The organism is Lactobacillus sp. wkB10 (genome assembly GCF_000760615.1).
GTDB classification, from domain to species: domain Bacteria; phylum Bacillota; class Bacilli; order Lactobacillales; family Lactobacillaceae; genus Lactobacillus; species Lactobacillus huangpiensis.
In genome coordinates, this window is sequence record NZ_JRJB01000008.1 from 69,327 (window position 1) to 94,193 (window position 24,867).

Annotated in this window: 31 protein-coding genes; 6 read left to right on the forward strand and 25 right to left on the reverse strand. The window is 34.5% G+C overall.

All coding sequences use genetic code 11. From position 1 onward, the window contains the following. Positions 1 to 257: 257 nt before the first annotated feature. The 3 genes from LACWKB10_RS06720 (at position 258) to LACWKB10_RS06730 (ending at position 2,998) form a co-directional block, all read left to right on the forward strand. Complete coding sequence (locus LACWKB10_RS06720; RefSeq protein WP_034980519.1) at positions 258 to 914, forward strand: HAD family hydrolase; 657 nt, start codon at positions 258 to 260, stop codon at positions 912 to 914. 36 nt (positions 915 to 950) lie between these two features. After that, positions 951 to 1,535, forward strand: a complete 585-nt coding sequence (locus tag LACWKB10_RS06725; RefSeq protein WP_034980374.1) for a DJ-1 family glyoxalase III — start codon at positions 951 to 953, stop codon at positions 1,533 to 1,535. A gap of 428 nt (positions 1,536 to 1,963) precedes the next feature. Next, positions 1,964 to 2,998 (forward strand): linear amide C-N hydrolase, encoded by a 1,035-nt coding sequence (locus LACWKB10_RS06730; RefSeq protein ID WP_034980376.1) that lies wholly within the window; start codon positions 1,964 to 1,966, stop codon positions 2,996 to 2,998. Between the two features lie 371 nt (positions 2,999 to 3,369). Here LACWKB10_RS06730 and LACWKB10_RS06735 read toward each other — a convergent pair whose 3' ends face one another. The 8 genes from LACWKB10_RS06735 to LACWKB10_RS06765 form a co-directional block, all read right to left on the reverse strand. Beyond that, complete coding sequence (locus LACWKB10_RS06735) at positions 3,370 to 4,017, reverse strand: hypothetical protein (RefSeq protein WP_034980378.1); 648 nt, start codon at positions 4,015 to 4,017, stop codon at positions 3,370 to 3,372. Positions 4,018 to 4,195: 178 nt separating this feature from the next. Beyond that, on the reverse strand, positions 4,196 to 6,799 hold the full coding sequence (locus LACWKB10_RS06740; RefSeq protein WP_052060320.1) for a cation-translocating P-type ATPase: 2,604 nt from the start codon (positions 6,797 to 6,799) through the stop codon (positions 4,196 to 4,198). Between the two features lie 524 nt (positions 6,800 to 7,323). After that, positions 7,324 to 8,673: a hypothetical protein gene (locus LACWKB10_RS06745; RefSeq protein WP_034980380.1), complete on the reverse strand. Its 1,350-nt coding sequence runs from the start codon at positions 8,671 to 8,673 to the stop codon at positions 7,324 to 7,326. A gap of 27 nt (positions 8,674 to 8,700) precedes the next feature. After that, positions 8,701 to 8,961, reverse strand: a complete 261-nt coding sequence (locus LACWKB10_RS06750) for a SemiSWEET family transporter (RefSeq protein WP_034980382.1) — start codon at positions 8,959 to 8,961, stop codon at positions 8,701 to 8,703. Positions 8,962 to 9,198: 237 nt separating this feature from the next. Further along, complete coding sequence (locus tag LACWKB10_RS10030) at positions 9,199 to 9,765, reverse strand: DUF4097 family beta strand repeat-containing protein (protein ID WP_081945358.1); 567 nt, start codon at positions 9,763 to 9,765, stop codon at positions 9,199 to 9,201. A 158-nt stretch (positions 9,766 to 9,923) separates the two neighbouring features. Further along, positions 9,924 to 10,064 (reverse strand): hypothetical protein, encoded by a 141-nt coding sequence (locus tag LACWKB10_RS10210; RefSeq protein ID WP_161779313.1) that lies wholly within the window; start codon positions 10,062 to 10,064, stop codon positions 9,924 to 9,926. A 191-nt stretch (positions 10,065 to 10,255) separates the two neighbouring features. Next, complete coding sequence (locus tag LACWKB10_RS06760; RefSeq protein WP_052060321.1) at positions 10,256 to 10,711, reverse strand: DUF1700 domain-containing protein; 456 nt, start codon at positions 10,709 to 10,711, stop codon at positions 10,256 to 10,258. Beyond that, positions 10,704 to 11,018 (reverse strand): PadR family transcriptional regulator, encoded by a 315-nt coding sequence (locus LACWKB10_RS06765; protein WP_034980386.1) that lies wholly within the window; start codon positions 11,016 to 11,018, stop codon positions 10,704 to 10,706. Before LACWKB10_RS06765 ends, LACWKB10_RS06760 begins: the two co-directional genes overlap by 8 nt. A gap of 214 nt (positions 11,019 to 11,232) precedes the next feature. On the opposite strand from LACWKB10_RS06765, the gene LACWKB10_RS06770 reads away from it, so the two are divergent. The 3 genes from LACWKB10_RS06770 to LACWKB10_RS06780 all read left to right on the forward strand — a co-directional run bounded on the left by LACWKB10_RS06770 (position 11,233) and on the right by LACWKB10_RS06780 (position 14,340). Beyond that, a complete protein-coding gene (locus LACWKB10_RS06770; protein WP_034980387.1) occupies positions 11,233 to 12,306 on the forward strand; it encodes a S66 peptidase family protein in 1,074 nt (357 codons plus the stop codon). A gap of 88 nt (positions 12,307 to 12,394) precedes the next feature. Next, positions 12,395 to 13,078 carry an ABC transporter ATP-binding protein gene (locus LACWKB10_RS06775; protein WP_034980388.1) on the forward strand — a complete coding sequence of 228 codons (684 nt, stop codon included), beginning with the start codon at positions 12,395 to 12,397 and terminating at the stop codon, positions 13,076 to 13,078. After that, complete coding sequence (locus LACWKB10_RS06780) at positions 13,075 to 14,340, forward strand: ABC transporter permease (RefSeq protein WP_034980389.1); 1,266 nt, start codon at positions 13,075 to 13,077, stop codon at positions 14,338 to 14,340. The genes LACWKB10_RS06775 and LACWKB10_RS06780 overlap by 4 nt, the downstream gene beginning before the upstream one ends. A 77-nt stretch (positions 14,341 to 14,417) precedes the next feature. Here the strand turns inward: LACWKB10_RS06780 and LACWKB10_RS06785 are convergent, their stop codons facing one another. From LACWKB10_RS06785 to LACWKB10_RS06860, 17 genes are all read right to left on the reverse strand, one after another. Continuing rightward, positions 14,418 to 14,774, reverse strand: a complete 357-nt coding sequence (locus tag LACWKB10_RS06785) for a DUF6176 family protein (RefSeq protein WP_034980390.1) — start codon at positions 14,772 to 14,774, stop codon at positions 14,418 to 14,420. 419 nt (positions 14,775 to 15,193) lie between these two features. Continuing rightward, positions 15,194 to 15,358 carry a hypothetical protein gene (locus LACWKB10_RS10215; RefSeq protein WP_161779314.1) on the reverse strand — a complete coding sequence of 55 codons (165 nt, stop codon included), beginning with the start codon at positions 15,356 to 15,358 and terminating at the stop codon, positions 15,194 to 15,196. Positions 15,359 to 15,376: 18 nt separating this feature from the next. Beyond that, complete coding sequence (locus LACWKB10_RS06790) at positions 15,377 to 16,027, reverse strand: ABC-2 transporter permease (protein WP_034980391.1); 651 nt, start codon at positions 16,025 to 16,027, stop codon at positions 15,377 to 15,379. Next, entirely contained in the window at positions 16,008 to 16,865 is an 858-nt protein-coding gene (locus LACWKB10_RS06795) for an ABC transporter ATP-binding protein (RefSeq protein WP_034980393.1), read from the reverse strand. Before LACWKB10_RS06795 ends, LACWKB10_RS06790 begins: the two co-directional genes overlap by 20 nt. Positions 16,866 to 17,078: 213 nt before the next feature. After that, complete coding sequence (rpsI, locus tag LACWKB10_RS06800; RefSeq protein ID WP_034980394.1) at positions 17,079 to 17,474, reverse strand: 30S ribosomal protein S9; 396 nt, start codon at positions 17,472 to 17,474, stop codon at positions 17,079 to 17,081. An 11-nt stretch (positions 17,475 to 17,485) separates the two neighbouring features. Continuing rightward, entirely contained in the window at positions 17,486 to 17,929 is a 444-nt protein-coding gene (gene rplM, locus LACWKB10_RS06805) for a 50S ribosomal protein L13 (RefSeq protein WP_034980395.1), read from the reverse strand. Between the two features lie 106 nt (positions 17,930 to 18,035). Next, the gene (gene truA, locus LACWKB10_RS06810; protein WP_034980396.1) at positions 18,036 to 18,821 is read right to left on the reverse strand and encodes a tRNA pseudouridine(38-40) synthase TruA; all 786 of its coding nucleotides are present in this window, start codon (positions 18,819 to 18,821) and stop codon (positions 18,036 to 18,038) included. Then, positions 18,821 to 19,618, reverse strand: a complete 798-nt coding sequence (locus LACWKB10_RS06815; protein ID WP_034980397.1) for an energy-coupling factor transporter transmembrane protein EcfT — start codon at positions 19,616 to 19,618, stop codon at positions 18,821 to 18,823. The genes truA and LACWKB10_RS06815 overlap by 1 nt, the downstream gene beginning before the upstream one ends. A 4-nt stretch (positions 19,619 to 19,622) precedes the next feature. Next, a complete protein-coding gene (locus tag LACWKB10_RS06820; RefSeq protein ID WP_034980398.1) occupies positions 19,623 to 20,468 on the reverse strand; it encodes an energy-coupling factor transporter ATPase in 846 nt (281 codons plus the stop codon). Continuing rightward, positions 20,444 to 21,295, reverse strand: coding sequence for an energy-coupling factor ABC transporter ATP-binding protein (locus LACWKB10_RS06825; RefSeq protein WP_034980400.1), 852 nt, complete (start codon positions 21,293 to 21,295; stop codon positions 20,444 to 20,446). The genes LACWKB10_RS06820 and LACWKB10_RS06825 overlap by 25 nt, the downstream gene beginning before the upstream one ends. A gap of 317 nt (positions 21,296 to 21,612) precedes the next feature. Next, the gene (gene rplQ, locus LACWKB10_RS06830; RefSeq protein ID WP_034980401.1) at positions 21,613 to 21,996 is read right to left on the reverse strand and encodes a 50S ribosomal protein L17; all 384 of its coding nucleotides are present in this window, start codon (positions 21,994 to 21,996) and stop codon (positions 21,613 to 21,615) included. 25 nt (positions 21,997 to 22,021) lie between these two features. Then, positions 22,022 to 22,960, reverse strand: a complete 939-nt coding sequence (locus tag LACWKB10_RS06835) for a DNA-directed RNA polymerase subunit alpha (RefSeq protein ID WP_034980402.1) — start codon at positions 22,958 to 22,960, stop codon at positions 22,022 to 22,024. Between the two features lie 45 nt (positions 22,961 to 23,005). Beyond that, on the reverse strand, positions 23,006 to 23,389 hold the full coding sequence (gene rpsK / locus LACWKB10_RS06840; protein ID WP_034980403.1) for a 30S ribosomal protein S11: 384 nt from the start codon (positions 23,387 to 23,389) through the stop codon (positions 23,006 to 23,008). A gap of 22 nt (positions 23,390 to 23,411) precedes the next feature. Next, positions 23,412 to 23,762, reverse strand: a complete 351-nt coding sequence (gene rpsM / locus LACWKB10_RS06845) for a 30S ribosomal protein S13 (protein WP_034980405.1) — start codon at positions 23,760 to 23,762, stop codon at positions 23,412 to 23,414. A 20-nt stretch (positions 23,763 to 23,782) separates the two neighbouring features. After that, positions 23,783 to 23,899: a 50S ribosomal protein L36 gene (rpmJ, locus tag LACWKB10_RS06850; protein ID WP_006729432.1), complete on the reverse strand. Its 117-nt coding sequence runs from the start codon at positions 23,897 to 23,899 to the stop codon at positions 23,783 to 23,785. Between the two features lie 14 nt (positions 23,900 to 23,913). Beyond that, on the reverse strand, positions 23,914 to 24,135 hold the full coding sequence (gene infA / locus LACWKB10_RS06855; RefSeq protein ID WP_034980408.1) for a translation initiation factor IF-1: 222 nt from the start codon (positions 24,133 to 24,135) through the stop codon (positions 23,914 to 23,916). 65 nt (positions 24,136 to 24,200) lie between these two features. Beyond that, entirely contained in the window at positions 24,201 to 24,857 is a 657-nt protein-coding gene (locus LACWKB10_RS06860) for an adenylate kinase (RefSeq protein WP_034980410.1), read from the reverse strand. Positions 24,858 to 24,867: the final 10 nt, after the last annotated feature.

Below are 24,867 nucleotides of genomic sequence, written 5' to 3' on the forward strand. Positions count from 1 at the left end.
TTTCTTTTCCTTTCTATTTAGATAAATATCTAATTAGATATTTATCTAAATAGAATCACAATTTTCGTAAAACACAATAATTTTTAACATATTAATTACAATTTCTTGAACTATAGTAAAAATAATAAAACAACGTAGGTGGCTTTGTGAGAACTCAGAAAATTATGAGTAAAAACGTGTTCATTAATATTTGTCTTTAATTTGGGTTAGCTAATCGTTATAATGCAGAGGGTTAGTTAATGAAAGGAAAAGTACACTTGGCAAAATATGAAACTTTAATTTTTATTCTTGAAGGAAGCTTATTAAACGAAAAAGTTGCAGAACAAAATGCACTTAGGCAAACTTTGAAATTAACTGGCAGAGAATATGGTCCAGCTGAGCGCATACAATATAATTCATTACAAGAAAAGATTAAATTACTAGGATTTGATGAGCGCATTAAATTAACTTTGCAGGAATTCTTTATAAATGACTGGATTTCTGCGAAAGGCACTTTTTATAACCAGTTGCAAAAACAAGATCAGTTAAATAAAGATGTAGTGCCCTTTTTAGATGAGGTGAAAAACAAAGTTAACTTGGTTTTGCTGACAAAAGAGAAAAAAGATGTGGCTTCATCACGCATGCAAAATACAGAACTAATAAATTATTTTTCCGCAGTTTATTTTAAAGACGATTTTGCAAGTAAATTGCCAAATAAGAAGGTTTTGACAACAATATTGCAGCAGCAGAATCTGACGCCAGCCACTTGTCTTGTAATTGGGACAAACTTAGTCGATGAAATTCAGGGTGCCGAAAATGCTAACCTGGATTCTCTTTGGCTAGCGCCCAAGAAAGCAAAAATGCCAATTAGTCCACGTCCAACTTTACATTTAAATAAATTAACTGATTTATTATTTTACCTAGAATTAAGCTAGTTTATAATAAAGTAAAAGAATTGTGAGGTAAAACAAATGAAAAAAGTAGCTGTGATTTTTGCCGATGGTTGTGAAGAAGTTGAAGGTTTAAGCGTTATTGATGTATTACGGCGCTTAGGTATTCAAGCTGATATGGTTGGGCTTACTAGTACAACGGTAAATGGTGCACACAATATAAAACTTACTTGTGATAAAACTGTTACTGACAGTCTATTGGATTATGACGTAGTAGCTCTTCCAGGTGGTACAACCGGAGCAGAAAATTTACGTGATAATGAAAAACTGGCAGATCTAATGATAAAACGGCATAACGCTGGCAAGTGGGATGCCGCAATGTGTGCTGCCCCTATTGCTCTCGCCCATTATGGCGTTATAGCTGACGCTGATTATACATGTTATCCCGGGTTTGAAAAACAAACCGAAAAAGATGCACCAAGTGGTCACTTCAAGGAAAATATCACTGTAACTGATGATGAACATAAAGTCATTACTAGTCGCGGTCCGGCAACTGCTTGGGCGTTTGCATATGCAATTGCAGAAGCTCTGGGAATTGAAACTAAGGATCTAAAGGCGGGCATGTTATACAATTATCTAGCCGACAATATTCAAGATAGTTTGTAAATTTTTCTCTGACACAAAAAGGTGAAGTTTTAAACTTCACTTTTTTTATTACGATAGATTTTTAACTTATTCATAACTTTAGATAACATCAAAAGTAAAATAATTCCTGAACCACCTATCAAAAATGAGTTGCGTTAGCTTGTCCCGCAAAATTTGAGTTAAAAAATTGACTATAACAATTAAATAAGTAAATTTAACATTAGTCTTAGTCATTTCATTCTTTCGAATATTTATTAAGTGACCGTAATTAACATTAAGATAACAATTTTTTGTAGCAGGAAATTGGCATTAATTTATTTTTTTACTGCTAAACACCTATGAACTAGTACTTCTTATTTACAGAAATATTTTTTTAAGAGGTATTTTAAAAATATGATAAAATTAAATTACCCTTAAAAGGGGAAAACAAATAACGGGAGGTATTAAGCATGTGTACAACTATTGCAATTAAATCTGATAGTGGTGACGTATTTTGGGGACGGACTATGGACTTTACATTTGATCCCTTTAAACCTAGTGCGGATAGCAAAATGACTACTTTTCCTGCAAACTATGAATTAAAGGGTTTGCACCAAAGCTGGACGACCAAATATCCGTTTATGGGTATCAACGTCAATGATTCACTTTTTTTTAATGATGGTATAAATAGTGCAGGTATAGTTGGTGATGCACAATTCTTAGAAGAGGCTTCTTGGGATACAGTAGAAAGTCTTAAAAAGCGAGGATTAAAACCTATAATTGGCGAAGAAGTTGTTGCATATGTTTTAAGTAATTTTGGCAGTATCGCTGAAATAAAAGAAGCTTTTAAGCATCTTGGCCAAGAAAAAACCAATTATCCTGATTGGGAAAATGCAGACACTGGCATCCCTACTCCAATTCCAATGCATTACACTTTCTGTGATCCAAGTGGCAAAAGCGTTATTTTGGAGCCGGTTAATAATGGGGCCTTTAAAATATATGATGGTATTGGCGTTATGACCAACAGTCCAGAATATCCTTGGCACCTTGACAATTTGCGTAATTACTTACATTTAACCAATCACAATTTGGGTCATCACCAAATCAGTGATCAGCTAGACATTAAACAAATTGAAAGTGGTTCTGGATTATTAGGATTACCTGGTGACTATACTGCTCCATCACGTTTTGTTCGTGGAACATTTATTTCTAAATTTTTAGCACCATTCCATTCAGATCAGGGAATTCCTCAACTATATAATGTATTCAAATCGGTCATGATTCCACGGGGATTAGAGCATCTTCACGAAGGTGAGGACAAATGTGATTATTCAGGTTACTGGGCAGGATATGATGTTTCAAGCAGAAGTTTATATATTCAACCAGAGGATTGCCCAACAATGACAAAATTTGTTCTGGATCCTGCTACAACGACTAAAATTACCCAGCCTATTCAACATGACTTTAAAGTTTTGGAAACCAAAAGACAAAAAACTTTAGTTTAAAGTTAAACTTAAAAGATAGAAACAAAAACCGCATCAATATAGTGATTGACGCGGTTTTCTTATTTTTCAAGTTTCGGACGGTTCAGTTTTTCTTTCTTACTTAAGTCATTTACTTTTCTTATATTGCCAATCTCTTTTCTCGAGAAGAACTGAAAAGAAATATTTTTCCTAAAAATTTAGCTAAAATTGGTTTAGGTTGTAAACATAGTTATTACTAATATCAAAGCATTTCGGCATAGACACATTTCCGGTTAAATATATAAATTCAAAAACCAACGCTCAATTTCTTAAGTAGGTAGTTAAAAATATTCTTTATTAAAGCAAAGTCCTTTTATTCATGAATATATATTAGGTATAAAAAGTAAAATAAACTATTTACCAACTAATAGTGACGGATATTGTGTAAACGATAAATCACCTTTATAAGCAAACCAGTCTTTCATTTCATTTATTGATTTATTGGCAATTTCTTTGTTTTGACCGTGTAGCTTTTTAGCCTCATTTTTAGTTTGAATTAGTGATGGCTTTTTGCCTTCAAACTGTGAATCCATGACTTTTAACTCGGCTTTGATCAGTGGCTGTAAAGCTTTTCTCTTAGTATTTATGTTATAAAGATCGCCATTAAAGAAGGTAACCCAGCCTTGATTTTTGCCACTTTGATCAACTATGTGAGCGACCAATTCAACCTTTCCGGTACCAAATTCAGTAATCTTAAATTTTATATTTTTATCTGCCATTTTCTTAACCCAGCTTTTGCCAAACGGCTTAGAAGTATGACTAATGAAATCATTAACTTCGTGATAAACAGTAGCATTCCTAGCTAATTTAAATACGTAACCTTCTTTAGAAAACCGTTTAGCAGGCGTAACGGTCATACCTGGGTCGGTTGCAGGACTAACTGCTGCTGGCTTAGCAGTATCAGTACTTTCTGCTTTGGTCACGGTTAAAGTGGTTAATGTTGTAAAAGGAAAAAGGATGGCTGCAGAACATAAAACTGTTCTAAAATACTTGTGTTTCATTTTTTAACCTCAAAAATAAACTATAATAATAATTTGTAACAAAATTGTAACTTTATTACATTTATATGTCAATAATAATTAATTATTTAACTATAAAAGAAAAAAATTTTATCAGTAATGACAAAAAATAAGCCTTGAAATTTTGACGACTTTCAAGGCTTATTTTGAAATCAATTCTTTAGCAACTATTCTTTTCTGCTTCCATTTGAATGTTGTTAGTCAAATGTTTATTAACTTCCAGAACAAAAACAGGAATTAAACTGCCAACCAAAACGACCAGCCAGCCCTGAACGGGTAGCAAGGCCAAGTGCAAAAACTGTCGCAAACGAGGTAAGAGTGTCAGCGATAAAACCAGTATCATACTTAGTAGTAGTCCCCAATTAAGCATTTTATTGGTTTTAAAAGTTTGCAGTGTGATTGGTTGAGAATCCTTAATAGCGTAAATATCAATCATTGATCCCAGTGCTAATACTAAAAAGACCATGGTCATCCCGACTTGTGGGTTATTAGTTGAAAGAATAAATCTGCCATAAGCATACATGCTCAAAGTTAAAATCGTGAAAGTAATCGCGCGAATAATCATTCTTTGCATTAATCCACGGCCAAGAATGCTTTCATCATTACCTATTGGATTTTGATCCATTATGCTTGGTTCACCAGGTTCTTTGCTGATAAAGAATCCAGGTATTCCATCTGCAAGTACATTAATAATTAACAATTGTTCTGCTAAAAGTGGTGCACCCCAACCTATAATTGTACTAATAACCATTAGGAAAATTTGCGCGAAATTGACACCAATTAAGAATTCAACAGCCTTAATAATATTTTGATAAACAGTTCTGCCTTCTGCCACAGCTTTAATAATCGTGGCAAAATTATCATCCGTCAAAATCATGTCAGCAGCTTCTTTTGCCACTTCTGTACCCGTCTTGCCCATGGCAATTCCAACATCCGCTGCTTTAAGAGCTGGTGCATCATTAACACCATCACCTGTCATTGCGACTGTTTTACCAAGATCTTGCCATGCTTGAACTATTCTAATTTTGTCGCTGGGAGAAACGCGAGCAAAAACTCTTATATCTTGAATACAATCTTTCAATTCAGAATCTGTCATTTTTTGTAATTCTGACCCTGTAATTGCTTTTTGATCAGAATCTAAAATACCTATTTCTTCAGCTATTGCTTTGGCCGTTACAAGATGATCACCAGTAATCATTACAGTCTTGATGCCTGCCTGTTTTGCTTTAGTAACAGCTCTGGATACCTCAGGTCGAGGAGGATCAATTAATCCAATCATACCAGCAAGTTTTAAATTGGAATTATTTACAGCCCAATCAGTTGGATCCGCATTAGAAGCTATTACCTTATACCCAACTGCTAATACTCTTAACGCATTTTTAGCAAAATCATCATGAGCTTTTTGACCAGATTTAACTGGTTCTTTTTTATCTAAGTGCAGCCTGTCCCAAGCACCTTTAACGATTACTAATTGACGTCCATCAGTTAAGCGATGAACCGTCGTCATCATTTTTTTATTAGAATCAAAGGGATCTTCTGCTATACGAGGTGCTTCATTTTCCAGCTCTTGCCGCGAGCAGCCCTGTTGGTGTAACCAGTTTACAATCGCAACTTCGGTAGCATCGCCAACAACTTCTTCCGAGCCATCTTTTTCCATAATTTTGGCATTGTTAGCTAACCCTAGCATTTTCAATAAATTTTGTCCGCTTTTGGGTAAATCAGCCGCTTTCTTAATACCCGTTTCAGGTGTCCAATATTTAGTAATGGTCATTTTATTTTGAGTTAAAGTGCCAGTTTTGTCAGTAGCAATAACATCCACGTTACCTATAGTCTCCACAGCACCAATGTGTCTAATAATAGCATTGCGCTCAGCCATTTTTTTGACACCACGAGATAAACTGATTGTCACAATAATCGGTAAGGTTTCGGGAACAGCTGCAACTGCTAAAGAAAGACCAATCATCAAGCTGTCTGCTAAAGTCTTATTCTGCATTCCTAAACTCAATGTAAAAATTACAAGTCCACCCAAGCCGGCAAAAACAGTCATCCACTTGGATAATTTATCTAACTTGCCCTGTAAAGGTGTTTCTCTCTTTTCAGTTTTATTCAAAAGGTTAGCAATTTTACCAATCTCCGTTGCCATTCCAATAGCACTAACTTGAACAAGTGCTCTACCACTGACAACTGCAGTACCAGAAAAGACGCGTTCATCGTCAGTTAAATTGCTTTTGAGACGATAATTTTTTTTGGAAACGGGCAAACTTTCACCAGTTAAAATTGCTTCATCCACTGCTAAATTAGTCTCGTCTAAAATAACACCATCTGCTGGAACTTGATCACCAGTATTTAAATAGATCAAATCACCTGGCACTAATTCAGAAACAGCTATTGTAATATCTCGACCATCACGTCTACCTTTAGCTATGGGCAAACTCATTGCCTTCAAAGCTGCCAGCGATTTTTCGGCTGAAGCTTCCTGATACAAGCCAATTACCACATTAATAACTAAAATCAAGCTGATTACAATTGTTTTAGTCCACCCACCATTTTGGAATAAAGCCAAATATGTCGCTAATACTATCGCCAATAAAAGAACTAAGGACGAAATATCTTTTAAATGGTGCCATATCTTTTTATACAGTGGAATTGCTTTCTTTTCGAGCAACTCATTAGGACCAAATTTACTGCGCTTTCGTTCTACCTCAGCATCAGTTAAACCGGACTTGGGGGTTATTTTGAATAGTAGTTCTGATTTTTGGGACATGCTATCTCCTCCATTATTCGATTAAATTTATAATTAAGCTGTTTGAATAGAAAAGCCATATTTATCGTAATTGAGCCATTTATAAAAAGCTAAACTTGATTTATGTATTAAAGACAATAATTAGTTTATTTTAAAAAAACAGAAAGCCTCTGATATTTATCCGAAGTTTTCTGCTTACATGATTATTAAAAATTAGTTGTTAATTAACAACGTTTTTTAAAAAATTGTCTTTAGTTTAAAAATTTTATTTCTAAACTAAACATCCTCTTTCCCATAAAAGCTTATTATTAGTTTACAGGATATTACGTTTTTTAGCTATTTTTATGCTTGCAACTTTAATATTATATATTCAAAATAAATTTCTTATTTTTTCTTTTTTTGCTATTTGTTATTTAAAATTTACGCTTCTGCCAAATATAGTTTAAATATGTTTAGTACACATTTAAATTATATAAAAAGCCAAGAAATCTAGCTTAAAATAGCAGGATTCTCGGCTTTTTTGGTTCATATGTTTTAAACCTGTCTTACTCTGCTTCTGTTCTCACATCAGCTAAGGCTTCCAAACTATCTGCAATCTCACGCCAATTATTTTCGTAAGGTCCATACGCAGTATGAATCAAACTACCCACTGGTAGTGAGGGACACTCATTTTCTGCATTAGTTCCCCAATTTTGCCAGCCTGATTGTGGTCTCTGAACAATTTGGAAAGCATTTGACGCATGTTCAGTTTGCCAAACCATGGCCTGACCTGTTTGAGTATTAATTTCAGCACTCTTAGTTGCGGGTCCAGCAAAGACAGTCTGATCGCTAACTTCACTAACATTAACTGGATCAGCACTAAATAACCATGGACGATCATTCAACTCAGCCAATACAAATGCCTTCTGACGAACATCATGTAAATTACTCTCTATCTCATCTTGAGATAATGCATTTTCCCAAACAGAGAATAAGCGCCAATACAGATCCCAATGTGCATTGGCCATATTGCTTGTAAGTTGTTTTCTAAAATCTTCAAAACGATCACTCCGTTTTTGACCATCATGAACTAACTCTTGTACTTTATTTGCTAGTTGACCAGAATATGGATCTCCTTCTCGATACCATACACCGTCATACGTGGCAAAGCGATCAAATACTAATTGTCCAATTCCACTTTCAAATTCATCACCTACAGTGATTTTGTCGACAATTGATCGTTGATTAACTGTGGTTTGAAAATGATCTACATGGTAAACGCGCGAAAAGAAAGGAACATCGTAATAAAAAGACCAGTCCAAAGCAAAACGCTTTCCGTGTAATTCTGGTTTTAAACCGTCTGGTATTCTGCCTGATAAACGATACTCTTTCATAACAGGACCATCTTCAACTGGTTCGATATCTACAATTATATGTTCAGCCGGATTGATCAAACCATTATCAGGAGTGAAGAAGGGACCATAAAAGCCACCCATGGCATTATTTCCTGATGGCAACAAATCCCGTTTTTCATCCACGGCCATGAAATGTCGTAAGCCCCATTTAGATGAACCTTCACCTTGAGCAGTACCACGACAAAGTTCAAAATCAAACTTACCAGTATTTAAATGTACATAAGCATCTTTTTCTTTAGCTGTAGGTATCTTTTTGATACCTTTAACTTTGTCCTCCTCAATTTCGTGATCAAAAGATAATTCTTCTTCAGAGCCGGAGAAATTGACTATAGCAACAAAATTATGATCTGGATCATTATGTAACCTCTGTGCTACACAAGTCTTTCCAGAATTGTTTTTAACAACCCAATAATTCCCTGTTATATCATCAGGGGCCGAAAACTTAACTGGAACAGGAATTTTAATCTTTTCTTGTGGATTAGTAATCTTAATTTTTACCATTTTCTTACCTCTCAAACTTTAACAAAATTATAGTGCAGTGAAAAATGTGATTAATCCAAAAACAACTCCTGCAGCGTTACAAGCAGCTAAAGGAATATCACGATCTTTTTTAAACAAGGCATAAATTACCCATAAAAATGTATTAATTGCCGTTGCTAATGGTTGAATAGGACTACCCTTAACGCCATGTAAATTGTTAATAATTTGCGGTATATAAGACACATACATTATGATAGCCGTTATAGAAGCAATCCATCCAAGAACTGTCATAGCTTTTTCTAATTTCATAATTTCATCTCCTATTAATCATCTTAGCATCATGTAATCGCTCTCTCCAGTATACATGTACATAGAGGAGACATATTTTTATATTTAATTATTAAAAAAAGAACAATCCGCCCGTTTTGTAAATCTTTGTGTAACTTATATCATTTCCTATATGAAATATATAGATATAAAAATAGCCCTGAAAACTATTTGGCGTTTAGGACTCAATTTGCTTATAACAGACAATGGGTATAAATTTTATTTAATAGTAATATTTCCTTCTGTTGAATCTGCCAGAAGAAAATTTTTCTTGGAATTATTTTTGATAAAGTTTTCATAAGGCTTTGAACCTTTGTACTTAATTGCTTTACCATCTGCAGTCAATTGATAACTCAGGTTAGGGGCATTTTTAATTGCTAAATTGCTCCTTTGTAAAGTAAAAGAATTTCTATTGATTAACTGCGAATTGGAAATTGTAATATTAGTGTTAGAAGTATCTAGAGTCATTGATGTACAACAATTTAAAAGTTCGCACCAGCCTCCTTTCATTTTGACACCTGATTCTCCCAGATCAGAGTTATTAACTGTCAATCTTTTACCTGCTCCAGTTGATAAACTTGTACTTTTGGCATGAATATTATCAATATTTAGATAACCGTCGGCACAACTTATAAAATATGCCTTAACTCTCAGGTCTTTTAGCCTGATATTTCCGTGATCACTGTTGCTATCAAATTCAGTATAGTGAACATTTTGAGGAACCGTTACGTCAATTTTGGAGCCAATTTTACCCCAATTTATTGCAAGAGGTTTGGGCTCGTAAATACCAAACGGTTATTGGCTATTTTGACTTGTACAGTGTCTGGATTAACACCTGTAACTCTAACTTGGTAATTTTTACCTGAATGCAGATAAATATCAGAGGAGTCAGTTTGAACAAAAACTTTATTAAATTTGCGGTTTGAAATATATGTACGTGTGAGCTAAGTATTATCAATAGCTTTCAGAGTAAAGTAGTTACGATTAGCGATTATTGGTTTAACACCATTATTGGACCAACCGACAAGCATCATAACCAGACCAGCAATTAAAGCCAATCCACATATGCGATAAAAGTTTTTCATAATTAATCCTCCTTTACCAGTTAAGCATTTGTTTTATAGTAACGATGCTTCAAAATTCTCCTGCCAATATGTTGAAAAAAAGCAGTACATTCTGCAGTTAAGAAACGGATAAACTTCATAATTATTGGTAACAGCATTAAGCTGATACATGTTAAAACTAAGCCTCCTCCAATATAGAAAAAGCCAGAAGCCTAATAACTACCAAAAAGAAGTCCAAACGATCTAACAAAAATAAAAATACCAGAAACAAATAGAGACGTAATAACGATAGCCAAAGCTATAAATATGGCCGTCAAGGCAAGCAATGCTGCTACCATAACTACCACTGCCGCAATAGCTAAAGGGATGCCGACAGGTGCTGCTAGAACTCCTAATAAAATGACCCAAATAGTCTTTAAATTAGACTTTGAAGAGGCTTCGTGCAACTCTTCTTCTTTTTCGGGTATTGAAACAGAATAGTCGGCCATGATTTTTCGAGCTAACTGTTTGGGTGTCCCTAACTCCGTAATCATGTCAGCTTCACTGTGGAAATTGCCATCAAGTAATAATTCCTGGTAAAATTGCACAACATCTTGAATATCTGAATCAGACAGATTAGTAAGATTATCTTTTAATCGCAAAATGTAATTATCAATTATTTTATTCATTTGCGTCCTCCAAAACTTGGTTTATTTTAGTGCTAAAATTTTGCCATTCTTCCTTTATTAATCTTAATTCTGTTTTGCCTGAAGAAGTAATTTGATAATAATTCTTAGTTCTCCCTTGAAAAGACTTAGAATAAGTTGATAAAAATTTGTCGTTCTTCAATCTTCTTAGAACAGGATAAGTAACAGACTCGGAAACACCAAAGGTTGCTTTAGCTTGCTCAGTTATAACACGGCTATAGATATTATTTTTTTTGATAAAAGACAAAATGATGCCATCTAGTAGACGGTTGGGAATTACTATTGCCATAATTATTTCTTTCAGTATTATATTTTATATAATATTGTAGAGCTTAATTGAGATGCTTTCAAGCCATTATTCCAATTTTCTATTTAAATTATATTTATTCGGATGTCATACTCTTATTTAACCTTTTTGACCTCGTTAAAAAGGTTTTTAAGAATAAATTTTTATTGTATTATTAATAAAATTGAAGTTCATTAAGAAAGAAGATGAGCAATCTATGCTAATAAAACCCAAGCAATTACACGTAGGTGAAAAAGTAGCAATCGTTAGTTTATCAGCTGGTACTCTAGGTGAAAGTTTTGCTTCCCATGAACTAAAACAAGGAATTAAGCACATGAAACAACTTGGCATAAATCCTGTATTTATGCCACATGCCGTTTCAGGTAGTACTTTTGTTAAAAGTCATCCAGCTGAACGTGCCGCCGATTTAAAAGCAGCATTTCTAGATCCAGAAATTAAAGGTATTTTTGCTGCTATTGGCGGAGATGACACTTACAGAACTTTGCCCTATTTAATGGCAGATCAGGAATTTAAAAAAACTGTCTGTGATCATCCCAAGTTATTTAGTGGCTTCTCTGATACTACGAATAATCATCTAATGTTTTACAAAATGGGCTTGCAAACATTCTATGGACCGAGTTTTTTAACTGATTTTGCAGAACTGGCTAATGAACTTTTACCTTATACAAAAAAGACTTTAATACATTACTTTAAAAATCCACCGGTTACTCTCATTCCTGCAAGTGAAAACTGGTATGAAGAAAGAACTGATTTCTCAATTAAACAAATTGGTAAAGAAAGAATAAGCCACAAAGACACTGGTTATGAAGTTTTACGTGGCCATGGAAAAGTTCGAGGTAGACTATGGGGTGGCTGCATCGATAGCCTTTATGATGACTTAATAACAAATCGATATCCAGACGAACCATCTGTTATTAACCAGTATCAGCTTATACTCACACCGGAAGGAGCCAAAGATAAAATACTTTTTATAGAAACATGTGAAGAAAAACCAGCTCCTGAACTTTATCGTCAAGAATTAGCTAAATTAGAAGAAGTTGGTATTTTAGGAAATGTTCGCGCAATTTTAGTAGGCAAACCTCAAGATAAAAAGTATTTTGCAGAATATAAACAAATCTTGTTGGAAGAAACTGCTAAGTTCAATACACCAATTTTATATAATGTAAATATTGGCCACGCTTATCCAAGGACCGCTCTACCTTATGGCGCACTCACACAAATTAACTTTGAAAAACCAGAGATAAAAATTATGGAATCCTGGTTTGCCTAGTCTGAAAAATTTTTAAAAAATATTTGCCTTTTTTTAATCATGGTGTATTATATATGTATTACAGTAATACAAGAAAGAAGGAGAATCTATGAGTTTACTTGAAACCCGTGAGGTAACTCGCACCTATGGCAAGGGAGCAACCAAATTTGAAGCCTTACGAGGAATTAATTTACAGATTGACAAAGGTGATTCTGTTGCTATCATTGGCAAAAGTGGTTCAGGCAAGTCTACTTTAATGCACATCTTGGCACTCCTCGACCACCCTACTACTGGTAGCGTATGGCTAAATAATGAGCCCACAAGTAAAATTAAAAACAAAACATTAAATAAATTGCGCAATCAGACCTTTGGCTTTGTTTTTCAACAATTTTTCTTAAATGCTCAAGATAGCGTGTTAGAAAATGTAATGCTTCCTTTAAAAATAGGTGGAATTACAGGAAAAGAACGCAGATCAAAGGCATTGGCAGCCATCAAAGCAGTTGGTTTAGAAAGTAAAGTTAAAAATAAAGCAAGTGACTTGTCAGGGGGTCAAAAGCAGCGTGTTTGTATTGCACGGGCCTTAGTGAACAACCCAGAAATTATTTTTGCAGATGAGCCGACAGGAAACTTGGATTCAGCTACTAGCGAAAATATTGAAAATATTTTATTTAAACTACATCAAGAAAAAAATATTACCTTAATAATTGTTACTCACGATCCTGATTTAGCAAAAAAGTGTGCGCGTCAAGTTCAGATTAAAGATGGTCAAATAGTGGGAGGAACACAGCAATGAGATTCCATGATATTCTAAATTCTGCGGCTACAAACTTATGGCACAATAAAGGGAGAACATTCCTAACCATTATAGCCGTTTTCATTGGCTCCTTAACTATTGCCTTTACTATGGGTATTAATAATGGTGTTAATGATTATTTGAAAAAGCAGGTCGGTAATGTAGGTAAAACTGAGCAAATGGGCATATCACTTGGGAGCTCAAGTCAAGATGCTAATGAGCCTCAAAAATATAGTACCAAGAAGAGTAGTCAAAGTGCCGACGGTATGATGGACAAAAGAGACATTAAAAAAATCAAATCAGTTAAAGGCTTGAAAGATTTTAAAGCGTTAAAAGACTGTGATGTTGACTATGTTCAAGGCCCTAATAAAACTAAATATCTTATAACTGCGCAAATAACCCAAGGGATCAACTACGACTTAAAAGTTGGTCACCAAGTTGCTACTAGTGGAAAAAAATCACAGATTCTAATCACTAAACCAATGGTTAAATCCTACGGCTTCAAAAATGCTCAAGATGCTCTCGGTAAAAAAGTAACTTTAGTCACAAAATCACCCGTCACTAAGAAAAGAGCAAAAATATCTGCTACGGTTGTTGGAATAAGAAATGACAGTATAGTATCAAAAGGTTTTGCCATTTACAGTAATGGCTTAGGACAAAAAATAGTTTCAGCCAACCAAAAAGGACTTCCGCAAGCATTAAAAGATAAGTATACCAGTGTTATGGCTACCCCTATTAACAAGAGTGCTAGCAGTATTAAAAAAATTGAAGATAATCTAGCTAAAAAAGGATATTCGGGTATGACCCTTAAGGAAGCAGTCAATGAGCTTTTCCTAACATTCAACGCAGTCACTGGGGTTTTAATTGTTTTTGGAGCTATCGCCTTGGTAGCTGCCAGCTTTGGAGTAGTCAATACTCTGTACATGTCAGTGAGAGATCGTACAAAAGAAATTGGTCTTATGAAGGCATTAGGACTCAGCAAGGGTAAAGTATTTTCCATTTTCAGCTGTGAAGCAATCTTAATTGGTTTGCTTGGCTCTTCATTGGGATTACTACTAGCAATGGGTTTAGGCAATGCCTTAAACAATTTTGCTGCTAAATCATTCTTAAAAGGTCTAGATGGCTTTACTTTAATTCAATTCAACTGGTCTAGCAGCTTACTAATTATTGGTATCATTTGCTTAATTACCTTTTTAGCGGGAACATTACCTGCCAAACGAGCAGCAAAACTAGATCCAATCGCAGCTTTAAGATATGAATAAAAACCAAATAGTAAAAACGTCAGACTATATCTGACGTTTTTCATTCTTCTTTTATTCAAGCAACTTAACTTTTTCACTTAATCAGCATCTATAATGCTATTAATTTTAGGTGCTACTAGTTTTTCCATCACTTTCATATTCACCGGCTTATAAGCACTATCGATACACTCTTCCCAATACTCTAAGTGTTTTTGATCAATATAGCTTTCCGAATCTTCAACAGCACTGCCTCCTTCTCCTTGGATAGAATACCAATAAAAGTATGTGTAACCATCCGAACTTTCCTCTTTAAATACAGTCTCAATATACATTCTTTCTCCAGCCATTGTTGCCACAGTATCTTGATGATGTTTATTTAAAAAATCCATCCATTCCTGTGCTCTTAATTCTTTACCTTTTTTAATACGAAAACGTGTTAATTCAATTTTTGTCATAATCCTACCTTTGATAATTATTATAATAAATAATGCAATACACTAAGAATAAGTAAATAGCGCTTACTAAATCGTGAAGCGTTACGAACCTTCTTAAGATCTGGTTTAACTAAATTTTAAAAGACTTTAATATCAGGTGTCTTCTCGCTTTCTGAAAGTGCTGTTTCAATAAGTTTCAACTAATTTTATCTGAATGGTATGAATTTCACTTTTAAAAATATATGAATTGAGCTGATAAATACTAAAAGTTTACAGCATTTAATAACTTACTTTGGTTAAATTTTTGTAGAGTGCTCCGAGTTAATTATTTCAATAGAACATAAATTAGAAAGGCACTTTTATACTTAGCTGGCGTCTTTCTGATATTTAAAAATTAAGAACAAAAAGCATATTTTCAACAATTATAGATTTACGCTTACTTATTTTGTTTTCTTTCCCCTACGTTCTATTAAATCTGCAATTAAGGCGGGAATAATTGCAATAAAAGCAGTCCCTTTTTCTCCCCAAATTAGTATCCCGACTGCGAGTACAATTGAAACTATTGCTAAAGCAACGGCTATTTGATGATATAATTTTTTAGTCATAATAGTTCAAACTCCTAACTACTTAAATGTGTTGGAATATACTTTTGTTGAAATTATCAGTGAAACGATTGATATTACGGCAATTAAGATACAGCTTGTGATTACTAGCAGGAAAGAATTAATATTACCAATCCAAGCGATGAATGATAGACCCCAAGTCGTTTTCTGCAAAATATAAACCCCTCCCATAATAAGGACTAAAACCAGTATATTCACAATTGTGCTTCCAAACGTACCTGAAACATAAACTGCTGGGAGTAAGAGTACTACATACATGATACCAATCAATAAGCCAACTATCGATATCAATATATGAATTTGAAGGCTAAATTGTTGGAAAATTAGAGCAGTAGCAATGCTTAAAATTAAAGTTATAAAGCTAATAGATACAATTAAAGAAATACAAAAAATATATCTAGCCAAAACTATATTTCTTTTGGGAATAGGAAAAACACCTACGAATCTGTTCCATCCACTTTCTTGGTCAGCAACCAATAGACCAGTTGGCATTGATGCTAAACTAATCGGTCCCATTATTGAGAGAAAAATCGTTCCAGACTCCCTACCAAAAATTGTCACCAAAACTAGTACTAATATGATTAGCAATCTACTTTTCACACTTAGCTTATTTAGTATAAGTTGAAAATCCTTATAAAGAAGTCCTCTCATCTATCTTTACTCCTTTTACTAAAAATAGGAATATTTCCTCTAATGAAGCATAATCTATATAATCAACACTTTCTTGTGATACTTCAACTAGATATTGAATCATGTTATCTTGGTATAGTTTATATTTGATGTTCTTCAATGGAAGGTCTGTTATCTCTGTTTTAATTGCATAATGATTAAGCAACTCACCTTGACTACCCTTTAATAAAATATTGCCATTTTCCATAAAAATAAAATAGTTAGCAACTTGTTCTAAATCACTTAAGATATGTGAAGACAATAATACCGTCATTTGATTATTATTTACATATTCTTTTAACATAGATAAGATTTCTCTCCTTACAATGGAGTCAAGCCCACTAGTTGCTTCATCAGCAATTAAGAGTCTAGGATGATGAGAAAGAGTGGCAGCAAAACTTAATTTAACAAGCATCCCTCTTGAAAAATTACTAATAGGCTTATTGGTAGGTAAATCAAACTCATCAACTAAATTGTGATAGAGTTTTTTATCCCACCTGGGATAAATTTTTTCTAGCATTTTTTCAATTTGTTGAACAGAAAATGAGTTTGGAAAATAATTTTGCTCCAAAATTACACCTAAGTTAAGTTTTATCTGGTATTCATCTTTAGCATAATCCAAACCAAAAATTTTTACATTGCCTATTTCACTTTTTATTTGATTTAATAGTAAATTCAAAAAAGTTGACTTACCTGACCCATTTTTACCAATTAAACCAACAATACTACCTTCATTTATTTTTAAATTATTAATTTGTAGCTGAAAATTTTCATATCGCTTACTTAAATTTAGCACATCTATTACTGGTTTTGTGTCCATTTTTATACCTCACTATGATTGCAACATCATTTATTTAGCCGTTAAACTGTTTCTAGTTAGGATTATCCAAGCCGATAGTATATTGATTTTTTAAAATAATGGTGTAAGTTTGATTGGTGCGTAAAGTGGGTGTAAATATTGCTAGAGATTATAAAAAAACACCCCATGATATAAACCATGAAGTGCTTTGAAACTTTGATATAATCGTACTGATTAACGTTTACTAAATTGTGAAGCTTTACGAGCTTTCTTAAGACCAGGTTTCTTACGTTCAACCATTCTTGGATCACGAGTCAAGAATCCTGCTTTCTTTAAAGGACCACGAAAATCAGGGTCAACTTCTAAAAGAGCACGTGCAATTCCTAGACGAATAGCTCCAGCTTGCCCAGAGAAACCACCACCATTTACGTTAACCTTAACGTCGTATTGATTTTCAGTTTCAGTCAAAGTCAATGGTTGTTTCAAATCCTTAACTAAGTTAGGAAACGGAATGTATTGATCAATATCTTTGTTATTAGCGGTAATCTTGCCGCTACCTGGTACTAAACGAACACGCGCAACAGAATTCTTGCGCCGACCGGTACCTGCATATGCAACTTGTTGTGCCATTATTTAACCTCCTAGATTAATTTGTTAATGTCTAATTCTTCAGGCTTTTGTGCTTCGTGCTTGTGATCAGCACCAGCATAAACATGCATCTTCATAAATTCTTGGTGACCAAGAGTATTTTTAGGAAGCATACCCTTAACTGACAATTCAACTAATCTAACTGGATTATTAGCCAGCAAGTCTCCAGCTGGAGTGGCTTTTATACCACCACGGTAATCAGAGTGATGGTAATAAATCTTGTCAGTAGCTTTTTTACCCGTTAACTTTAGTTTAGCAGCATTAATAACAATGACGTTATCACCAGTGTCAACGTTTGGTGTATATTGAGGCTTATTCTTACCTCTTAAAATAGTTGCTACTGCAGTTGACAGACGACCTAAAGATACATCTGTTGCGTCAATAACATACCACTTACGTTCAATTTCATTAGGTTTCGCTAATTGTGTAGTACGCAATTTAATTTCCTCCGTTTATACGTTGTTTGAAAACAATAAGATTCCGGGGCCTATCGTGGACAAACATACTTAAATATAATAAGTCTTTTTAATTAAAAAGTCAATATTAATCCCTATCAAGCCTGTACTTTTCCGGTATATTTTCATAAAAAACATGGTACAAAAATAGTCCACTTGCTGGAGCAGTTTCTCTCACCTGTTCTCGATCCTTAGCAGATATTACCCGGGGAATATCATTTACAGGACGTTTCCCTCTGCCAATCTCTAATAACATAGCCACTAAAATACGGACCATATTATACAGGAACCCTGAACAAATAAAATCAAAGATAATTTCATTATTTCTTTGATCTTTTTGTATATTTACGTAATACATCGTACGCACTTTGTTTTTTATTTGGCCACCACTAGCAGCAAAGCTAGTGAAATCATGGGTGCCCAGCAAATCAGTAGCTGCTTTTTTCATTTTTTCTATATTAACTGGATAAGGATAGTGTCCTGTATAGAAACGTTTAAAGGGGTCAACAAACCTATCCAAACTAACACAGTACCGATACCACTTACCTTTTGCACTATATCGAACATGAAATTTTTCATCAACTACTGCGCATTTTTTAAATATAATATCTAGTGGCATCATTGAATTCAATGCACAAATCATTCTTTCAGGTGGAATTTGTTTACCTGGATAATCAAAATGAATTACTTGACCTAGTGCATGAACACCAGCATCTGTACGGCCTGAACCTTCGACAATCACGGTTTTGCCTTTTGTCATTTTATATAATGCTGTTTCAATTGTACCTTGCACAGTTCTTTGGTGTGGCTGATACTGAAATCCGTGAAATAGATGGCCGTCATAAGCGACTGTCATTTTATATCTTGTTGTCATCAATGTGTCCTAAATACTAATAGAAGTCCTAATAATAAAACAAAATAAAACAAATTTATAAAGTCTACATTAGACCATTTTAATACTCTAAATTTTGTTCTTCCCTTATCACCGCGATATCCGCGAGACTCCATCGCAGTTGATAAATCAATTGCTGTTTCCAAAGAATTAATAAACAGTGGCACTAATAGTGGTGTGATTGCCTTTGCTCTAGTAACTAATCCGCCGTTATTAAAATCTGCACCACGTGAGCGCTGAGCATTCATTATTTTAAAAGTTTCATCAAATAGAGTGGGCACAAAGCGGAGTGCTATTGACATTACAAGTGCTATCTTATCTACTGGAATACGAATCAATTTAAGCGGCTTTAATAGCCATTCGATCGCATCAGCAATTTCAAGTGGCTTAGTTGTAACCGTCATTACTGTGGAGATTAAAATAATTACAGTAAAACGAATAAATATAAAAATTGCATTAGTAATGCCGTAACTTGATAAGGCAAAGATTGTCCAGCGCCAGTATACAGTTCCCCCAACAGTAAAAAATAGTTGTAAAAAAGAAGTGAACAAAATCAGCCAAATTAATGGCTTTACTCCATCCCAAAAGATTTTAGGCTTTAGCTTTGTAGCAGCAACTGCAGCTAAACTAAAGATAGTTACTATAAGATATGAAATTGGATTATTAGCCAAAAAGACAAATAAAATAAAGAGAATAGTTGCGAGTAATTTCCCTCGAGGGTCCATTCTATAGACTATCGAATCACCAGCTACATAACGACCAATTAAGATTTTACTCACGCAATCACCCCTTCAAATTATCTTCTATTTCTTTTACTAAACTATTTATATTTAATGGCATTTTTGTAAATTTATAATTAGTTAATTTAGCTGCAAACAAAGAAGCTTTAGGTTCTTCAAGGTGATGCTCTTGCAACCACTTACGATTTTTAAAAATTTCTGTAGGTGTGTCTTGCTTAATAAGTTTACCTTGTTCCATAACTAAAACATTGTCAGCATATTTAGCCACATCATCCATATTATGGGTAACTAAAATTACCGTATGCCCGTCTTTTTGGTAATCAGAAAAAAGTGCCATCATTTGTTTACGCGCTTCTGGATCAAGACCAGCTGCTGGCTCATCCAAACAAAGAATATCTGGTTCATATGCCATTACTCCCGCTATTGCCACTCTTCTCATTTGTCCACCAGAAAGCTCAAATGGTGATCTTTTGCCAATTTCTTCAGATAAGCCAACTTTTTTCAACCAATATCTTGCACTTTCATGAGCTTTCTCATTGTCATAACCAAAATTTTTAGGACCAAAGGCAATGTCATCTAAAACTGTATTTTCAAACAATTGCGTTTCAGGAAACTGAAAAACCAAACTTACATGTCTTCTTAAATCTTTTAAATTTTTATTTGTAGTTTCTGGTGTTATAGTTGTGCTAGCTATTTCTATTTTTCCTGTTGCAGGTTTAATAAGAGCATTAAAATGCTGCATAAGAGTCGATTTTCCACTCCCAGTATGTCCAATTATTGCATTAAAAGAACCATCTTTTAACTCAAATGAAACATTATCTAAACCCTTTTTTGCCATTGGAGTTTCGGGAGAATAAATGTAGCTTACATTTTTGAATTTAATTGACATAGATAATTAATCAACTCTTTTTCTGAATCTAAGTTATCAGGTAATTTTATTGCATCTTGCTGCAATTTTTCTTTAATTTGCTCAAAGAAGGGCACATCTAACCCTATACTTTTAAGAAGACTAACCTGACTAAAAACTGTTTTAGTACTTCCTTGTGTAATTAATTTGCCATCATTCATTACTAAAACTTGATCAGCCATATTAGCTTCATCAATATCATGAGTAATAGAAATTACAGTCAAGTCATACTTATCTTTCATATCTTGAACAATTGATAATATTTGATTTCTTCCTTCAGGATCGAGCATTGAAGTAGCTTCGTCTAACACAATTATTTTGGGTTTAATAGCTAATATACCAGCAATAGCCACTCTTTGCTTTTGACCACCGGATAAATTTGCAGGCTCAGAGTTGGCATATTCACTCATTCCAACGGCTTTAATTGCTTCCGGAACTATTTTAACCATTTCTGAATGAGGAATGCCACGATTTTCTAAACCAAATGCAACATCATCAGCCACTGTTGCTCCAACAAATTGATTATCAGGATTTTGAAAGACAATACCTACTCTATTACGAACTTCCCAAACTGTATCGTCCGTTAGTTTTATTCCATCTACTTCGATTAAAGGGTCTCCGCTTTCATCAGGTACCAACAAGCCATTAATTAGGCGGATAATTGTTGATTTACCACTACCATTATGACCAATAATTGAAGTCCATGAACCCCGTCTCACATTGAAACTAATATTGTCTATAGCGGGAGTGTCTGACTCTGGATACGAAAAACTTACATTTTTTATTTTAATAATATTATCATTTGCCATACTCTTACCGTCCTAAAAGTCTGATTCAATTGTACCAAAAATATGGACAATTCTGAATACTGAATGGCACCTTTGCACACCAAAATTATCAACTACTAAATCAACCATGTTTATTTAATTCAGAGTCAAGTTTAAATATTTTTAAGACATTATCTTATGGTTTTAATACTAAAGCAAAATGAAAAAAGCAAAAAAAATCACCCATGAGGAGGGATAATATAATTATCTAAGCTAGACTAAACTTTCGTCATCATCTTAACGCTTATTCTCACTCTCACGGATAATTCTTAATAGCTATTAAGTTTGGATTATTTGAATTAAACTAATTCTAAAATAACCATTGGAGCTGCATCACCCTTACGAGCTGTAGCAAGCTTCATAATTCTGGTGTATCCACCATTTCTATCTTTGTAACGCGGTGCAATATCGCTAAAAAGCTTTTGCAAAGCTGATTTAACAACGACTGCATCTTTTTCCTCATGAATATCTGCAACCTCATCACGAACAAAGGCAGCTGCTCTTCTTCTTGCAGCCAAATCTCCACGTTTGCCTAAAGTAATCATCTTTTCAGCGGTTTTGCGAACTTCTTTAGCACGAGCTTCAGTAGTAGTAATGCGTTCCTTCATGATTAATTGAGTAGTCATTTCTCTCAGCATTGCTTTTCTATGTGCACTGTCGCGACCCAATTTACGGTATGCCATCAGTTTACCTCCTTTATTTTTTAAATTAATCTTCTTGACGCAATGATAGTCCCAAGTCAGCTAATTTATTTTTAACTTCTTCCAACGATTTACGTCCTAAGTTACGTACACGCATCATATCTGCTTCTGTTTTGTCAGTTAGTTCTTGCAGTGTATTAATACCGGCACGTTTAAGACAATTGTATGAACGAACAGAAAGATCAAGCTCTTCAATTGTCATTTCAAGCTTCTTTTCAGCTGTATCGTCCTCTTTTTCAACCATTACATCATTGAATTTAGTATTTGCATCAGCAGTTTCAAACACTTTAAAGTGTGCAACTAATATTTTTGCTGCGAAACTGAGGGCATCGTTAGGCTTGATTGAACCATCTGTCCAAATCTCTAAAGTGAGCTTGTCAAAATCGTCTCTTTTACCAACACGAGTTGATTCAACTTGGTAATTGACCTTCTTTATTGGAGAAAATAAAGAATCAACAGGAATAACCCCAATTGGCATATCCTCGCTCTTGTTGTCACTTGCTGCAACATAGCCGCGACCATTTTTAACAGCAATTTGCATATGCAAGTGGCCACCATCAGCAATAGTACAAATATATTGATCAGGATTTAGGATTTGAATATCTGCGTCAGCTTTAAGATCATCGGCGGTTACAGTAGCCGGACCCTCTACGTCAATTTCAATAATTTTTTGTTCATCTGAAAAAGACTTTAATTCAAGTTTCTTAAGGTTCAGGATTATCTTAGCGACATCTTCTCTTACGCCTGGAACGGTTGAGAATTCGTGTAAGACATCATCTATTTGAACGTAAACAAGTCCTGTACCTGGGATAGATGTCAGTAAAACTCTACGTAATGAGTTACCTAAAGTAGTACCAAAGCCTCGTTCAAGTGGTTCAATAACAAATTTACCATAAGACTTCTCTTGGTCTACTACGGTAATATTTGGTTTTTCAAATTCAATCATTACTAGGCCCCTTTCAAAACGCAATGTCCTTCATTAAGAACAAAATTAAACACGACGACGTTTTGGTGGTCTAGAACCATTATGAGGAACTGGTGTAACATCGCGAATAGCGGTGATTTCAAGTCCAGTCGCTTGTAGTGATCTAATAGCAGATTCACGACCAGCACCAGGACCTTTAACAGAAACTTCTACATGTTTCATGCCTTGATCCATTGCGCTCTTAGCTGCTGCTTCGGCTGCCATTTGTGCAGCAAATGGTGTAGACTTACGACTACCTTTAAAGCCTAATGCACCAGCTGAAGACCAAGCAATTGCATTGCCTTGAACGTCAGTAATCATGACTAAAGTATTGTTAAACGTAGAATGAATATGAGCAACGCCTTTTTCAACGTGCTTCTTCACACGGCGTTTACGTGCTGTTTTAGGCATCAATAAACCTCCTTAAAAATTTTTATTTATTTTTCTTGCTACCCTTGCGTGTACGGGCATTATTCTTGGTATTTTGACCGCGAACCGGAAGTCCTCTACGGTGACGAATACCACGGTAAGAACCAATATCAATTAACCGCTTGATGTTCATGCTTACTTCTCTACGTAAGTCACCTTCAACACGGTATTTATCAACTTCTGCACGAAGCTTCTCTTGGTCATCTGGAGTCAAATCTTTTGAACGTATGTCTTCAGAAACACCAGCATCCGCACAAATCTTTTGTGCTGTTGGTTCACCAATTCCATAAATATATGTTAATGCAACAACTATTCTTTTATCTCTTGGTAAGTCAACACCAGCAATACGTGCCATAAATTGCACCTCCTATTATCTTAACCTTGACGTTGCTTGTGCTTTGGATTTGCAGAGCAAATAACCATTACACGACCATTTCTTTTAATTATCTTACAATGTTCACACATTGGTTTAACAGATGGTCTAACCTTCATGTTTCCCTCCGTTATTACTTTATAAATCGATAAGTTATTCTACCTTTAGTTAAATCATAAGGAGAAAGTTCAACAGTAACACGGTCTCCAGGCAAAATTCGAATATAATGCATCCTAATCTTACCGGAAACATGTGCTAAAATCACAGCTCCATTTTCCAATTCAACTTTAAACATAGCATTAGGCAGGGTATCAACAACCTTACCCTTCACTTCTATGACATCATCTTTTGCCAAAGCCGTTCCTCCGCATTTAAACAGTCATACTTTGAAATTATAACACGGAAAAGTAAATATACAAATTATTGCTTTTTACTTAAAACCGCATCAACGTTCTTAAAAACTTCTTCAGGCGTCTGTTCACCATTTACAACAGCTAACAAACCTTTTTTCTCGTAAAAGTCTTTCAGCGGTGTGTTCATCTTTTCGTTTACTTCTAAACGATTTTTTACTACTTCAGGTTTGTCATCTTCACGTTGGTAAAATTCATGCCCACCACAACGATCACAAATATCCTTAACTTTAGGCATCTTTGTAATTTTATTATATGTTGCACCACAGTTTTTACACATAAAACGTGCTGATAAACGTTTTATCAAAGTTTCTTCTTTAACTTCGAGTGAAATTACATTTGTTAATTGCTTATTCATGCGCTTAGCAATATCTTCGAAAAGTTCCGCTTGAACAATTGTCCGAGGAAAACCATCTAAAATATACCCTTCATTAATATCGGGCTGGCCTAAACGTTCTTCAACTAACTTGGCAGTAACTTCATCTGGTACCAAATTACCTTTATCAATGTAACTTTTGGCTTCAAGACCAACTTTAGTCTCATTAGCCATTGCTTCTCTAAACATATCCCCAGTTGAAATATGAGTTAGATGGTATTTGTCGACAATTTGTTCTGATACCGTACCTTTGCCAGCACCAGGCAAACCTAAAAGAAATATATTAATCATTTATCCGTTC